The organism is Thalassospira marina, from assembly GCF_002844375.1.
Classification (GTDB): Bacteria; Pseudomonadota; Alphaproteobacteria; order Rhodospirillales; family Thalassospiraceae; genus Thalassospira; species Thalassospira marina.
The window spans coordinates 2,773,267-2,787,197 of sequence record NZ_CP024199.1 but is presented as its reverse complement, the minus strand read 5'-3'; the positions used below and the strand labels follow the sequence as shown (position 1 = coordinate 2,787,197).

At 54.0% G+C, this 13,931-nt stretch carries 14 protein-coding genes; 8 read left to right on the top strand and 6 right to left on the bottom strand.

What is annotated here, in order from left to right; translation table 11 throughout:
• The first annotated feature begins 29 nt into the window (after positions 1-29).
• The 3 genes from CSC3H3_RS12700 to CSC3H3_RS12690 all read left to right on the top strand — a co-directional run bounded on the left by CSC3H3_RS12700 (position 30) and on the right by CSC3H3_RS12690 (position 2,577).
• Positions 30-869, top strand: a complete 840-nt coding sequence (locus CSC3H3_RS12700; protein WP_101285054.1) for an ABC transporter permease — start codon at positions 30-32, stop codon at positions 867-869.
• An 86-nt stretch (positions 870-955) separates the two neighbouring features.
• On the top strand, positions 956-1,627 hold the full coding sequence (locus CSC3H3_RS12695; protein ID WP_101285053.1) for a class I SAM-dependent methyltransferase: 672 nt from the start codon (positions 956-958) through the stop codon (positions 1,625-1,627).
• 47 nt (positions 1,628-1,674) lie between these two features.
• Positions 1,675-2,577, top strand: a complete 903-nt coding sequence (locus tag CSC3H3_RS12690; protein ID WP_101285052.1) for a LysR family transcriptional regulator — start codon at positions 1,675-1,677, stop codon at positions 2,575-2,577.
• Between the two features lie 23 nt (positions 2,578-2,600).
• On the opposite strand, the gene CSC3H3_RS12685 is transcribed toward CSC3H3_RS12690, so the two are convergent.
• The 5 genes from CSC3H3_RS12685 to CSC3H3_RS12665 all read right to left on the bottom strand — a co-directional run bounded on the left by CSC3H3_RS12685 (position 2,601) and on the right by CSC3H3_RS12665 (position 8,544).
• Positions 2,601-4,763, bottom strand: a complete 2,163-nt coding sequence (locus CSC3H3_RS12685) for a xanthine dehydrogenase family protein molybdopterin-binding subunit (RefSeq protein WP_101285051.1) — start codon at positions 4,761-4,763, stop codon at positions 2,601-2,603.
• On the bottom strand, positions 4,760-5,245 hold the full coding sequence (locus tag CSC3H3_RS12680) for a (2Fe-2S)-binding protein (RefSeq protein WP_172963423.1): 486 nt from the start codon (positions 5,243-5,245) through the stop codon (positions 4,760-4,762). The genes CSC3H3_RS12685 and CSC3H3_RS12680 overlap by 4 nt, the downstream gene beginning before the upstream one ends.
• A gap of 44 nt (positions 5,246-5,289) precedes the next feature.
• The gene (locus CSC3H3_RS12675; protein WP_215907498.1) at positions 5,290-5,895 is read right to left on the bottom strand and encodes a hypothetical protein; all 606 of its coding nucleotides are present in this window, start codon (positions 5,893-5,895) and stop codon (positions 5,290-5,292) included.
• A 235-nt stretch (positions 5,896-6,130) separates the two neighbouring features.
• On the bottom strand, positions 6,131-7,438 hold the full coding sequence (locus tag CSC3H3_RS12670; protein ID WP_101285050.1) for an MFS transporter: 1,308 nt from the start codon (positions 7,436-7,438) through the stop codon (positions 6,131-6,133).
• Positions 7,439-7,497: 59 nt separating this feature from the next.
• Positions 7,498-8,544, bottom strand: coding sequence for an aldo/keto reductase (locus CSC3H3_RS12665; protein WP_101285049.1), 1,047 nt, complete (start codon positions 8,542-8,544; stop codon positions 7,498-7,500).
• A 555-nt stretch (positions 8,545-9,099) separates the two neighbouring features.
• Between CSC3H3_RS12665 and CSC3H3_RS12660 the strand changes: the two genes are divergently transcribed.
• The 4 genes from CSC3H3_RS12660 to CSC3H3_RS12645 all read left to right on the top strand — a co-directional run bounded on the left by CSC3H3_RS12660 (position 9,100) and on the right by CSC3H3_RS12645 (position 11,835).
• On the top strand, positions 9,100-9,396 hold the full coding sequence (locus CSC3H3_RS12660; protein ID WP_101264637.1) for a BufA1 family periplasmic bufferin-type metallophore: 297 nt from the start codon (positions 9,100-9,102) through the stop codon (positions 9,394-9,396).
• A 71-nt stretch (positions 9,397-9,467) separates the two neighbouring features.
• Positions 9,468-10,415 (top strand): MNIO family bufferin maturase, encoded by a 948-nt coding sequence (gene bufB, locus CSC3H3_RS12655; RefSeq protein ID WP_101285048.1) that lies wholly within the window; start codon positions 9,468-9,470, stop codon positions 10,413-10,415.
• Entirely contained in the window at positions 10,412-11,260 is an 849-nt protein-coding gene (locus CSC3H3_RS12650) for an HvfC/BufC N-terminal domain-containing protein (RefSeq protein WP_101285047.1), read from the top strand. Before bufB ends, CSC3H3_RS12650 begins: the two co-directional genes overlap by 4 nt.
• 2 nt (positions 11,261-11,262) lie before the next feature.
• Complete coding sequence (locus CSC3H3_RS12645) at positions 11,263-11,835, top strand: DoxX family protein (protein ID WP_101285046.1); 573 nt, start codon at positions 11,263-11,265, stop codon at positions 11,833-11,835.
• Here CSC3H3_RS12645 and CSC3H3_RS12640 read toward each other — a convergent pair.
• Positions 11,810-12,817, bottom strand: a complete 1,008-nt coding sequence (locus CSC3H3_RS12640; protein ID WP_101285045.1) for an aldose epimerase family protein — start codon at positions 12,815-12,817, stop codon at positions 11,810-11,812. The genes CSC3H3_RS12645 and CSC3H3_RS12640 overlap by 26 nt on opposite strands.
• Before the next feature lie 149 nt (positions 12,818-12,966).
• Between CSC3H3_RS12640 and CSC3H3_RS12635 the strand changes: the two genes are divergently transcribed.
• Positions 12,967-13,920, top strand: a complete 954-nt coding sequence (locus tag CSC3H3_RS12635; RefSeq protein ID WP_101285044.1) for an ABC transporter substrate-binding protein — start codon at positions 12,967-12,969, stop codon at positions 13,918-13,920.
• Positions 13,921-13,931: the final 11 nt, after the last annotated feature.

The window sequence follows — 13,931 nt, the reverse complement described above, 5'->3', positions numbered from 1 at the left end:
CAGAAACATCGACGCGGAGAACGAAAATCATGGTTGGACGTCAAAAGGGCACGTTGCTCTGGCTGGCATTACCCGCGACGGTGTTTCTTGGGGCGTTTTTCGTTCTGCCTTTGATATTTGTTGTGATTGACTCGTTTTCGGATGGTGGCTCTGCCTATGGCAGGGTCGTCTCCGATCCGGTGTTCTGGGCAGGGTTACGGGGCAGTTTTGTTATCGGCCTGGCGGCGCCGCTTTTTTCCCTGTTTGTCGGCTATTTTGTATCACTGCATATCTCACAAAAATCGGAACGTTTTCGTACGGTTTTGATGTTTCTGATTTCTTTGCCGCTGACATTTTCAGGATTGATTATTGCCTATGGTTTCATTCTAACCTTCGGTCGGGCAGGGTTTGTAACGATGTTGCTGGCTGAGCTGGGGGCGGACCCTGCTGTTGTTGGCGGGTTGATATTTTCACCAATTGGATTGGGTTTTGCCTATTCCTATTATCTGATCCCGCGTGTGGTCATGATCCTGCTGCCGCCCCTGATCAATTTTGACAGAAGTCAGATTCAGGCTGCGAAAACCATGGGGGCGTCAGGCTTTCGAGCACATTTTGATATTCTTTTGCCTCAACTGGTTCCCGGTTTCGTTTCCGCATTTTGCCTGACATCGGCTGTTGCATTTGGTGCATATGGAACGGCGCTGGCGCTGGTGGGGACGCAGGTCAATATTTTACCTCTCGTGCTATATTCTAAAATTGCCGAAACGGGGAGTGACCTACCTGCTGCATCGGCCATTTCCGTGGTTTTGATGTCTATCTGTGTTTTGGTGATTTCTGTTGCCGAAACAGTTTCGGCCCGAAAATCCCAGGGTGCCATCAGATATTCCTGATATCTGACCCATCCTTCCCGTTGCTGTAAGGACGAATCAGGCTACCTATTAGGGCTTGAAATGTTTTACAGCCAGACAGGAACGTGATGACCCAGACACCCTTTAAAGGTACGGCCGCGCAAAATTACAATCAGGGGCCGCCGCGCCAGGTCCCCGGGTTTGATGGCTTGCATAAAATGTCATCGCAACTGCTTGCCGAACGAATGCCCGATACGGGGCGGTTGCTGGTATTGGGGGCTGGCGGCGGGCTGGAACTTGAAATGCTGGCGGACCAGCATGCGGGCTGGCGGTTTGATGGTGTTGATCCATCGGCAGATATGCTCGCACTTGCGCGTGAAACCGTGGTTGCCCACGAAAGCCGGGTTAGTCTGCATCATGGTTATATCGATGATGCCCCCGATGGCCCGTTTGATGGGGCATTATGTTTGCTGACCTTTCATTTCATCGCGCGCGACCAACGCTTGCCAACCCTTAAAAGCATACATTCCCGTATGCGCAAGGGTGCGCCACTGGTATTGGCCCATATCAGCTTTCCCCAGGAAGAACCCGAACGGTCGCTTTGGATTGCGCGCCACGTTGCCTTTGCCGGCACGAGCCCTGACAAAGTCGAGGCGGCCTGCGAAGCCATCGCCACCAGACTGACAATTCTTTCCCCGCAAGAGGAAGAAGCCATGCTGCGCGAAGCCGGCTTTGAAAATGTCAGCCTGTTTTATGCCGGGTTAAGCTTCAAGGGCTGGGTCGCGTATGCCGGGGCATGATGGCAACGGCGTGATACGCGACGTATCAAAGAAACGAGTGGAAAATCATGGATCTGTTTAGGGCGATGCGGGTCTATGCCAGGGTGGTGGAAACAGGCAGTCTGCGCAAAGCAGCAGAAACCCTTGACGTATCAAGTGCGACTGTTTCAATGACCGTTTCGCAATTGGAGGACCATTTGCGAACGGCATTGTTGCTGCGTTCCACCCGCGGCATTACGGTAACGCCAGAAGGCCTTGCCTATTTCCATCGTTGCCGAAGCATTCTTGAAGATGTTGAAGCGGCAGAAACGGAAACCCGACAGGCGGTGGATAACCTGCACGGTGTTCTTCGTGTGGATATGCCAACATCAATCGCGAATTCTGTTATCACACCAGCCCTTTCTGCCTTTCGTGAAGCATATCCAGCAATAGAACTGGTGATGGGCATTAGCGACCGTCAACACGATATCATTGCTGATGGGATAGATTGCGTCATTCGCACCGGTGAACTTGTTGATTCATCCCTGATTTCACGCCGGCTTGCGACCTTTGACTGGCTGGTTTGTGCATCTCCGTCCTATCTTGCGCGCGCCGGTGAAATCACCGATCCGGCGGATATTTCTGATCATGACGTGATCGGGTACTTTTACCGGGCGATGTATTCAGGCGAAAAATGGCCATTTCTGATCGATAGTGAGTGGCGTGATATCCCTGTGAATGCGCATTTCGCGGTGAATGATACACGGGAGTATCTTTCGTTGGCATTACAGGGGCACGGGATTGTCCGGCTGGCCGATTTCCTGGTGCGCCCCTACCTGCAATCGGGCGAATTGGTGCAGCTTTTTCCAGGGCATGGACAGATAAGCACCCCGGTTTACGGCGTATTTTCCAGTTCCCGAAAAAACTCGCCATTGGTGCGGATATTCTTGGACTGGGTCGCGGGTCTGTTTTTGGAAAAAGCAAAAGGCTGATGTTGAAACCAGCCTTTTGTGGATTAATCAGCGAGTTTTTCCGGCGTTAAAGGCAAAGTGCGAATACGTTTGCCGGTAACGGCGAAAATGGCATTTGCCACAGCAGGTGCAATGCCCGAGGTTCCAGATTCCCCAACACCATAAGGTTGCTCACCTTCGTCAATAACGTGAACCTCGATTTTGGGGGCATCGTTCATTCTAACAACAGGGTAATCGTCAAAATTTCCTTGTTGAACCTGCCCGTTTTTAAAGGTGACCTCGTTATAAAGCGCGGCGGAAAGGCCGAAATTGATACCCCCCTGTATCTGGGCGATCACGGCATCAGGGTTAACCGTTTTTCCGCAATCAACAACGGCATAAACCTGTGGGACGCTGATCCTGTTTTTGTCATCAACATATACTTCGGCAATTTGAACCAGAATGGTGCCGCCAAAATCCTGCAGAATGCTAACGCCCCGGCCATGGCGGGCAGGCAAGTCTTTCCCCCAGTTGGAAACATTTTTTGCCATATCAAGTGCGCGTATCAGCCGCGGGTCACCCAGATGTGCAAGCCGGAATTCCAGCGGGTCGCGCCTGGCAAGCGTAGCCAGTTCATCGATAAAGCTTTCGACCGTGAATACATTGTGTGTGGTGCCAACACCGCGCCAGAAACCAGTCCGAAATGCATCCGTTTCATGCCGGACAAAATCGATATAGGTATTTTTCAGTGCATAAGGCCCCTTTGCGCTGGTTGTTGCATCGGGGTCATTGCCGTCAATAACCGCCGCAGGCAACCACCGGCTAAGCGGGGATGCCCCAACAACCCGGTGAAACCAGCTTTCAATTTCCCCGGCCTCATTCAGGGATGCCCGCAATCGGTCCAGATAAGCCGGGCGATACCAGTCATTGCGGGTGTCCTGCTCGCGGCTCCAGATCACTTTAATCGGATGATCAAATTTTTGGGCAATTCTGACGGCTTGTAAAATATTATCCGTTTCCGCCCGTCGGCCAAATGACCCGCCCAGATACTGGTTGTGAATGAAAACGTGTTCGATGGGCAATGCCAGCATGGCGGCGACTTCGCGTTGCGCGCGGGCTGGGGCCTGCGACCCAACCCATATTTCGCATTTCCCACCATGCAAGTGAACCGTGCAATTAAGGGGTTCCATTGCCGCATGTGCAAGCGTCGGAATGCGGTATTCTGCGGTGTGGCGTATCGTGGCGGTGGTGAAAACAGCGTTTTCATCTCCATCCCGATGGGCGATTACCCCGGTTTCTTCCGCTGTCTTTGCCATATTGGCAAAATGGTTTTCCGTGCTGAAATGTCTGTTTGGTCCGCCTTGCCATTCAATCGAAAGGGCATCCAACCCCTTATTGGCCGCCGCCCAATGATCGGCGATAACACCAACAACCTCGTCAAGAATAACGATATCCCGCACCCCAAGGATGGAACGCGCATGGTTTTCCGTAACATGGGCAATGCGATCCCCCCTTGCTGGCGGCATGGCAACTGCCGCAACCTTTAGGCCCGGTAATTGAACATCAATTCCAAACCGGGTAGTTCCGGCGACCTTGTCCGCTGAATCCACACGATGGATTTTCTTGCCGATAAGGCGATGTTTGGTATCCCTGCGCAACGGAACATCCTTGGGGATGGTGCCCCGTGTTGCGGCTGCCGGGGCAAGGGCCGCGTATGAAAGCGATGAACCATCAGGCGCAAAAACATGCCCGTTATCTGTGTGGCAATCTTGCGGGTTCACTGCCCATTGCGATGCTGCGGCCTGTATCAGCATAAATCGTGCTGTCGCGCCAGCTTCGCGCATGGGAAGCCACGCTGCCCTGAGCGAGGTTGAACCATCGGTTTCCTGATCGCCCATAATCGGGTTGGCATATCGTTTGGCGTCGGCAGGGGCATGTTCAACCCTGATGTGTTCCAGGCCGATATCAAGTTCCTCGGCGATCAGCATCGCAACGGTCGTATAAATGCCCTGGCCCATTTCAACATAGGGCATCACAATGATGATATCGCCGTCTGCCTCTATACGAAGAAACGCATTGGGCTCAAACGACCCGGTTTTGGAGGTCTCAGCCTGTGCCATCGCAAGCGGGATATTCATGCCAATCGCAATTCCTGCCCCCACAGCGGCGCCGCCAAACAGAAACAAGCGTCGTGAAATACGAACAGGTGATGTTTGGGGCTTTGTCATTTTGCGGGTTCCATCGTGTGTGGCAGCTCTATGCTTGCGGCATGATGAATGGCCTGGCGAATACGGTCATAAGTGCCGCATCTGCATATATTTCCTGCCATCGAATTGCTGATATCCTGATCAGAGGGTTTGCCCGTTTCTTCTAGAAGTGCGGCCGCCGACATGATTTGACCTGGCTGGCAATACCCGCATTGGACGACATCAAGGTCGTTCCATGCTTGCTGGAGCTTCTTGCCTGTTTCGGTTTCCAAAATACCCGCAAGGGTCAAAATTTCGGCATCTGTTACCTCTGATATCGGGGTAAGGCAGGCCCGCTGCGCCATGCCATCAATATGAACGGTGCAGGCACCGCACAAACCTGCGCCGCAGCCAAATTTTGTATCTGTCAGGCCAAGGATATCGCGTAACACCCATAAAAGCGGCGTGTCTGCGTCGGCCTCTATCTGATAGGTCTGCTTATTAATGTTAAGCTCGTAAATCATGGCGTTCGTATTCCCGTGTGGATGCAAGTGGGGAGAGGTGGCGATCAGTCCGGGCATGCAGCACCAGTTTCGACCCACGCACGTGTCAGTTCGCCAAATTGCACCTGCGTGCCGGGTGCCGGTGTGCGCCCGGCCCCCGGATGCCAAGCCCATCCAACCAGTCCGTCTTCCGAATGATGGGTGATCAATTCTTCCAGGGTGCGATCACCATTATGGTTGGGGTCTTTGATAGATCGGCAGATTTCGCCGATGGATAATCCCTGCCAGCCCATTGATACCGGGGCGAGCTGCCAGGGTTCATGCCCGGGGATGGAGCCTGATATTCCGGCGAAATCGACATTCTGGCTGCCATGGCATGTTGAACAATGCATGCCAGGTGGGCCAAAATCGCCATCACCGCGCACCATGGGTGGATTATGCGGATGCATATCGTCGCCCTGCGTTGGCCCGCCTTTTACGGGATGGCAATTCAGGCAGCGCGGGCTGGTCAGCACCTTTGCCATTTCTTCGAACAATTTCAGGCTTCGTTGATGGTCATCCGGGATGTTTTGAAAGGCAGATGCTGGCGTTAAATCTTCTGCCGCCCAAAGCGGGTGAATAGAACATGGCGTTGTCAAAAGCAGGACCGCAGGCAGGACAATCTTTTTCATAAATCTGATCTCGGTTCTGGCAGTGTTGCGCTGCAGAAAGCCTCAACAGGGGCGTTGCGCGTTTTGATCAGTATTTGAAAAAAGATCGGTTGGCAGAAGGTGGTGATAATTAAAGACAGTGTTCAATTTTGCTGAACAGGCAGGGTGCATGGGCGTACCCTGAAACGCACAAAGGCCCGATCAGTGATGATCGGGCCTTTGTCAGGTTGTGCCGGTTTTCGTCAGGTGCCGGGTTTTAGCTGTTTGCGGTTGCCTGTTTTGGGGGCGTGGTTTCGCTGGCGGCTTCTTTCATCAGCAGGATCATAAGGGCCGCTGCAATGCACAGGATTCCGGCGGTGAAAAAGGCGGGCAGGTAGCTGTTATATGTTGTGCGGGCCAAACCACCGCCAAAGGCCGCACTGGCCGCACCTAACTGGTGGCCGGCAAAGATCCAGCCGAAAACCACATTGGTTTTGATGCCGCCAAAATTTTGCGCCACCAGCTTTACCGTGGGTGGCACGGTGGCAATCCAGTCAAGGCCATAAAAAATTGCAAAGATCGACAGGCTATAAAGCGTGAAGTCCGAAAACGGCAGGTAAACCAGCGACAGCCCACGCAGGCCATAATAGGTGAACAGAAGTTTCCGGCTGTCAAACCGGTCTGATAGCCAGCCCGACCCGATGGTGCCGAAAAAATCGAAAATCCCCATCATGGCGAGCATGCTGGCAGCGGCCACGGCGGCAATGCTGTAATCGCCGCAAAGTGCGATAAAATGGGTCTGGATCAGGCCGTTGGTGCTGGCACCACAGATAAAAAAGCTGATGAACAAAATCCAGAAGGCACGTGTTCGTGCTGCCTCGCGCAGGATGGTGATGGGCGAAAGCATCAATTGGCCCAGACTGCTGTTTCGGCTGGGCAGTGGTGTTACGTCATCCGCCCCGTAAGCAGGCAGGTTCACATCTGCCGGGTGATTATGCATCAAAAGCCAGACACAAAAGGCAACAAATGCCAGGAATGAACAGATCAGCGCCAATGCCGCCTGCCAGCCATACTGGTCTGTCACACGGGCAAGAATGGGCAGAAACACCAATTGGCCAGTGGCTGAACTGGCCGTAAGCAACCCAATCACCAGCCCGCGCCGGGCATGGAACCAGCGCGTGGCAACCGTTGCCCCCAAAACAATGGCCGTAAGCCCGGTGCCAAGGCCCACAACAACACCCCATAACAGCACCAATTGCCAAAGTTGCGTCATCGCGAGTGACGATAACAGGCCACACAGCACAATCAGCAGCGATGCCATCACTACCTTGCGCACACCAAAGCGGTTCATGAAGGCAGCTGCAAAGGGGCCGATCATGCCAAACAGGGCAAAACGAATGGCAAGTGCCGATGAAATTTCGGCAGCATCCCAGCCAAACTGTTTTTCAAGCGGGACGATAAACACCCCCGGCGCGCCCACGGCCCCGGCGGTGCCCAGCATGGTCAAAAACGTTACGGCGGCCATGACCCAGCCATAATGGATGTTCCGCCGGTCCAGACGGTGCGATAAAAAATGTGCAAGCATGTCAAATTCCTGCTGGCCGGGTATCAAGGTGGCCCGGCCCGGTAAAGGGAAAGGGGTGGTCAGGCAACGGTTTGGGTCGGCATGTGCACCTGTGACAGTTTTCCGCCGGTCGCAAGATTACGCAGCGGTTCACTATTGATCATGCTGTGCGGGAAAATCGGGGCAATCGCGCTTGCGTCATCCAGGCGGGCAATTTCATCGATGCTTAGCACCAGTTCAGCCGCCCCCAGATTATCGTCAAGCTGGGCCAGCGTGCGCGGACCGATAATGGGAAGGGAGCCTTTGGCGGCAACCCAGGCAATGGCAACCTGGCCCGGTGTTGCACCTTTTTCACTGGCAATTGCCAATACCGTATCAAGGATTGCGGTGCGCTGCGCACTGTTTTCAGGCTGAAATACACGCCCGCCAAGGCCTTCGGCCCGGCCTTTTTCACCATTGCGATATTTGCCCGTTAACATGCCACCGCCCAGCGGGGACCATGCCAGCGTTGCCAAACCAAGGGCATCGGCCATGGGCAGCAATTCATGTTCGGTGCTACGTTGAACCAGGCTGTGTTCAACCTGAATGGCGGCAATGGGTAATGTGTTGCGCAGTTCGGCAAGGGTCGCCATGCGCGATACCCGCCATGCCGGAAAATCCGAAAGCCCGGCATAAAGAATTTTACCGGCCCGGGCGAGGTCCTCGAACCCGCGCAGAATTTCTTCGCCCGGTGTCATATTATCGCTGAAATGAACCCAGAAAATATCAAGATGGTCGGTATTAAGGCGCTTCAGGCTGGCTTCCAGCGACATCACCATGTTTTTGCGGCTATTGCCGCTACCGGCCAATGTGCCCTGGGCACTTGCGCCCATCGTGTATTTGCTGGCCAGCACGATGTCATTGCGGTTCGATGTGATCAGTTTCCCCAGCCATTCTTCCGAATCACCAAACTGATAAGAGTCGGCCGTATCGATAAAATTGCCCCCGGCATCCAGATATCGGCCCAAAATCCGGCCTGATTCTTCCAGATCGGTGCCATATCCCCAGCCTTTGCCAAATGCACCAGTGCCCAATGCCAGTTCCGAAATCCGCAAACCGGTATGTTTGCCTAACAGGTGATAACGCATTCGTGATCCTTTCAGATGGCGTTTAAATGCCAATAAATGATGTTCATAATTTAACGTGATTAAATGATGATTGTAATTTAACGGTCAAGCGGAATTTGCGCTGGCGCGTTTGACGCGAATTAAGAAAGGGAAATGAACCGGAAAAAAGCATGCCCAAAACCGACCATGCAGCCGGCCGGAAGTGATGGTTTTAAAACGGTTATTCCAATATTTTCCGCGCTTTTCCAAAACTGCCGAACCACGACATGCCCGGCAAAAAGGCGATGCAGCCATGCGTGCTGGTAATGCACCATTCGTAACCTTGGGTTGATGTTGCGTTTCGTGAATCGGGCTGGGTTTTTATCGTGACTGGAAAACAGGCTGGCTTGTTTGGTGCTGGTTTCTCTCACAATGGTGTGAATTTAAACGGATTTATCCTCACACCGTGTTGATGCGCTGTGTGCAGTTGTTGCGATGACGGGGTGCCTTGCGGTTGCTATCACCGGGTTGTCACAGCGAATTGGAAAGACCGCTTGTGACATGTAACGTCGGGAATTTTTAAAAAGGGAAAAGCAAATGAAAAACGCACTTGTATTGGCAGCCGCACTTTCTGCCGGATTGACGATGGCCGCCGCTGACGCATCGGCAGCGGGTGACCAGGAAAAATGCTTTGGTGTTTCCATGGCTGGCCAGAACGAATGCGCCGCTGGTCCGGGCACGACCTGTGCCGGTACTTCCAAGGTCGATTATCAGGGTAATTCCTGGAAGCTGGTTCCGGCTGGCACCTGTGAAGAAATGACCTTCACCACTGCCGATGGCCGCATGGTTCATGGCAGCCTGACCAAGCTCGACCGCGATCTGCCGGAAATGTAAGCCATTTTCCCGGTGTGCCAGCGATCTGGCGCACCGGGCTTTTCTTTTATCATGGGCAGGGGAGTCATATCATGACGGCACCACAGACAAACCCGAACCACCAGCTTTCGCCAAACCATCCGCAGAACCGTATTTTCAAAAATGTCCCGCCATCGGCCGGTTTGCCACGGCGCGCCGGTGTTGGCTTTAAGGCCGAACATGCCAGCGACGTTTTTGAAAATGCCGATCCGGTATCGTGGTTTGAAGTTCACCCGGAAAACTACATGGTGGCGGGTGGCCCGCGCCTTAAAATGCTGTCGCAATTGCGCGAGAAATTCGACATTTCCCTGCATGGGGTTGGCCTGTCGCTTGGCGGGTGGGAACCGTTGGACAAAGCCCACCTTGCCGCCTTGCGCGGACTTGTTGACCGGTTTGAACCGGCACAGGTTTCCGAACATATCGCCTGGTCGGGCCATGATGGTAAATACCTGGCCGATCTGCTGCCGACACCATTAACAACAGCGTCGTTGCGCCATCTTGTCGATGCGATTGACCAGGTGCAAAACGCCATTGGCCAGCGCATCCTGATCGAAAATCCTACTTCGTATCTGGCACTGCCGCAAAATTCGATGCCCGAAACCGACTTTATCATTCAGGCGGCACGCCAGTCGGGCTGCGGGTTGCTGATTGATGTGAACAACATTTTCATCAGTGCCCATAATCTGGGTTTTGATGGCCGGGATTATGTCGATGTGCTGCCTGCCGATTTGATCGGCGAAATCCACCTGGCCGGGCATGAACAGGATGCCGATACCAGTGATAACGTGCTGATTGATACCCATTCCCGCCCGGTGGCAGACCCGGTTTGGGCGCTGTATCGGCGGCTGGTGGAACGTATTGGTGCCACCCCAACCCTGATCGAATGGGACAATGACGTGCCCGATTGGCAAACCCTTGCCCGCGAGGCGAAGCAGGCCAACGCCATTCTGGATGGCCTTGGTGACAGGGCCGATATTTTGGCGCAAAAGGTGGCGTCATGAGCAATCAGAACGCGGCACGCGCCGGTGTTTTATCGCATGCCACCACCACCATGCCTGATGCTGAAGGCGACTTTCATCATGCGTTTAGCCTTGCCCTGATGGATCACGACCCAACGGCGCATCCCGCCGGGTTGAATGACAGGGCTGCGCGCCGGTTTGCCATTTATCGCAACAATGTTCATCGTGGCCTGCAGGAAGCCTTGGCAGCAGCCTATCCGGTAATAAAATCACTGGTGGGCGATGGGTTTTTTTACGGGCTGGCGGGCGAATATATGCGCACCGAAAATCACCGCCTGCCATCGCTTGCGCTTTATGGTGCGGGCTTTCCCGGTTTCCTGGCGGAACATGCGGTGGCGGCAAAATTGCCCTATCTGCCCGATATCGCCCGTCTTGAACGCGCCCGGCTGGAAGTGCTTCATGCGGCGGATGCCCCGGCGATAAATGCCGCGTCCCTTGTCGGGTATGAAGACAGGCTGGCAATGTTGTGCTTTGCCGTTCACCCGGCAGTGAAATTGGTGGTATCGCAGTTTCCCATTCATGCCATCTGGCAGGCCAACCAGCCGGAACGCCAGCAGGGCGGGGCGGTACATAACAGCGGGCCGGTGCAAATTGCCAACCGGGCCGAAGCGGTTTTGATCTCCCGCCCGCACTACACCCTAAAACAGGCCTGCCTTGGAGGCGCCGGGGTCGAATTTGCCCGCCAATTGCTGGCAGGGCAAAGCGTTGGTGCAGCCTATGAAACCGCACTGGCACAGGATGCCAATTTTGATGTCACCCCGGTTTTTGCCCAATTGCTGGCATCGGGGATGTTTGGTGCATTTACCCTGGGGGAAGACGGGCTTTGAACATGCAGATAACGGCAAGGCTGAGCACCCAAATCACCCGATGGGGCGATATATTTCGCAGCCATTGGGATGTATGGTTGGGCGGGTTGGGCGCGCGTCTGGTTTTTGCTGCGGTCTTGTGGCCCTATTATCTGAACAGCGCCATGACCAAACCTGGCATGGGGCCATTGGGCATCTTCATGCCAGGGCCGGGGGCCTTTGCCCAGATCATTCCGGCGGTGGCCGAAGCACACGCCTATAACCCGGCGGCGATTGCCTTTTTCCCCTGGCATTTGATTGTGATTGCAGGAACATTGGCCGAATTTACCCTGCCAATCCTGATTGTGCTGGGTGTGTTTACCCGCCTTTCGGCACTGGGCATGATCGGGTTTATTATTGTTCAGTCGCTGGTCGATATTTATGCCCATGGGGCGATGTCGGGCGCGCTTTTTGATGGCGACCCGACCAGTGTGCTGGACCAGCGGTTATTGTGGATTTTCCCGCTGGTGGTGTTGCTGGCAACAGGCGGGGGGCGTTTTGCCATTGACCGCCTGTTAAAGCAGTTTGTTTCTAACCTTCGATCTGCCAAACCATGACATGCGAATAGGTATCGCCGGGATTTAAAAACGGTGATGGAAAATCATCGCGATTGGGGCTGTCCGGAAATGTTTGTGGCTCCAGCGCGATGGCGCATTGCGGATGCAGCGATTTGCCATCCTGCGATGTCATATCGGGCGTAAAATGGCGCGCCGGGTAAAACTGTAACCCTGCCTCGGTGCTTGAAAGGGTCAGCCGACGGTTGGTGGGGGCATGAAACAGGCTGGCAATTTTGCGCAAAGTACCGCGCCGCCCGCTCAGGCAGAAATTATGGTCATATTCGATGATTTTACCCGCCTGTAATTCCTCGGGCGAGGCAATGGCGCGCGGGGTGCGAAAATCAAATGTTGTGCCGGTTACCTCTGCCCGGCCGGGCAGGGGAATAAGGCCATTATCGACGGGCAGGTATTGGTCGGCATGGATTTGCAATTCGTGATCGGCGGCACTGCCATCAAACCGACCCGAAAGATTCCAGTAACTGTGATTGGTCATATTCACGATGGTCGGCGCATCGCAGGTGGCCGAAATTTCACATCGCAGGCTGTTGCCAGCAAGTTCATATCGTACCGTGCAATGCAGGTTACCGGGAAAACCCTGGTCGCCATCAGGCGATGACAGGGCATAAACCACGCTGCTGGCGGTTTCTTCCATCACCATCCATATCCGGCGATCAAACCCTTCCGGCCCGCCATGCAGCAGGTTTTCGCCTTCATTGGCAGCCAGCTGCACAGTGTTTTGATGATGGTTGTCATAGCGCGCCTTGGCAATGCGGTTGGCATATCGCCCGCAGGTTGCGCCGATATAGCTGTCCTGTCGGGCATAGTCGCCGATATAGGAAAATCCCAATGCAATATTGACGGGATCATTACCTTCATTTTTCAGGCCTAAATACATGATTCGCGCGCCCTGATTGCAAAACCGTGCGCGAATCTTTTGGTTTTCTAGGGTTGTGATGGTTTGGGCCGCGTGTTGCGCTGTCATTCCGGCTGTTCCCTGACGTTTCTTTTTCCTGAAAAATTCGCAGAAAACTGCGCTTTTCAATTGGTGGTTGCTGATGTCGTTGTCTTGGTAACAATCATATTGTAATACTATATGGCTTTTGTCGAGAAGGCCAATTCAGGGAGGAAATAATGAAAGGGCTTAAAAAGCTGGCTATTGCCGGTGCAACCATGTGCATCGGTATGGGATTGTCGCTTGCCGCACAGGCAGAAATGATTATCGGGTTTTCCCAGATCGGGTCGGAAAGCGGCTGGCGGACATCGGAAACCGCATCGATCAAGGCCGAGGCCGAAAAGCGTGGGATTGATCTGAAATTTTCCGATGCGCAGCAAAAACAGGAAAACCAGATCAAGGCGGTGCGTTCCTTTATTGCGCAGGGCGTGGATGGCATTTTGCTGGCACCGGTTGTTGAAACCGGTTGGGACCAGGTTTTGAAAGAAGCCAAGGATGCCGGTATCCCCGTGGTGCTGGTTGACCGTGGGGTTGCTGCCGATAAATCGCTGTATCTGACCAAGGTGGCATCTGATTTCGTGCAGGAAGGTGCGCTGGCCGCATCCTGGCTGGCAGCGAAAACCAATGGCGTTTGTGACCTGGTTGAATTGCAGGGTACGGTCGGGTCATCGGCTGCCAATGACCGCAAGGCGGGTTTTCAGTCGATTGTCGATAATTTCCCCAACATGAAAATCCTGCGCTCGCAATCGGGTGACTTCACCCGTTCGGGTGGCAAGGAAGTGATGGAAAGCTTCCTGAAGGCGGAAAATGGCGGCAAAAACATTTGTGCCGTTTACGCCCATAATGACGATATGGCGCTGGGTGCTGTCCAGGCGATCAAGGAAGCCGGGCTGGAACCGGGCAAGGATATCCTGATCGTATCGATCGATGGTGTTCCCGACATTTTCAAAGCCATGGCCGATGGCGACACCAATGCCTCGATCGAACTGAACCCGCATCTGGGTGCACCGGCATTTGATGCCATCAAGGCTTCGATGGATGGCAAGGATGTGCCGAAATGGATCAAGGCGAATGGTCCGCTTTACCTGCCTGATACGGCGGCCGAAGAATACAAAAAACGCAGCGGTAGCTGACAATCGTGCCG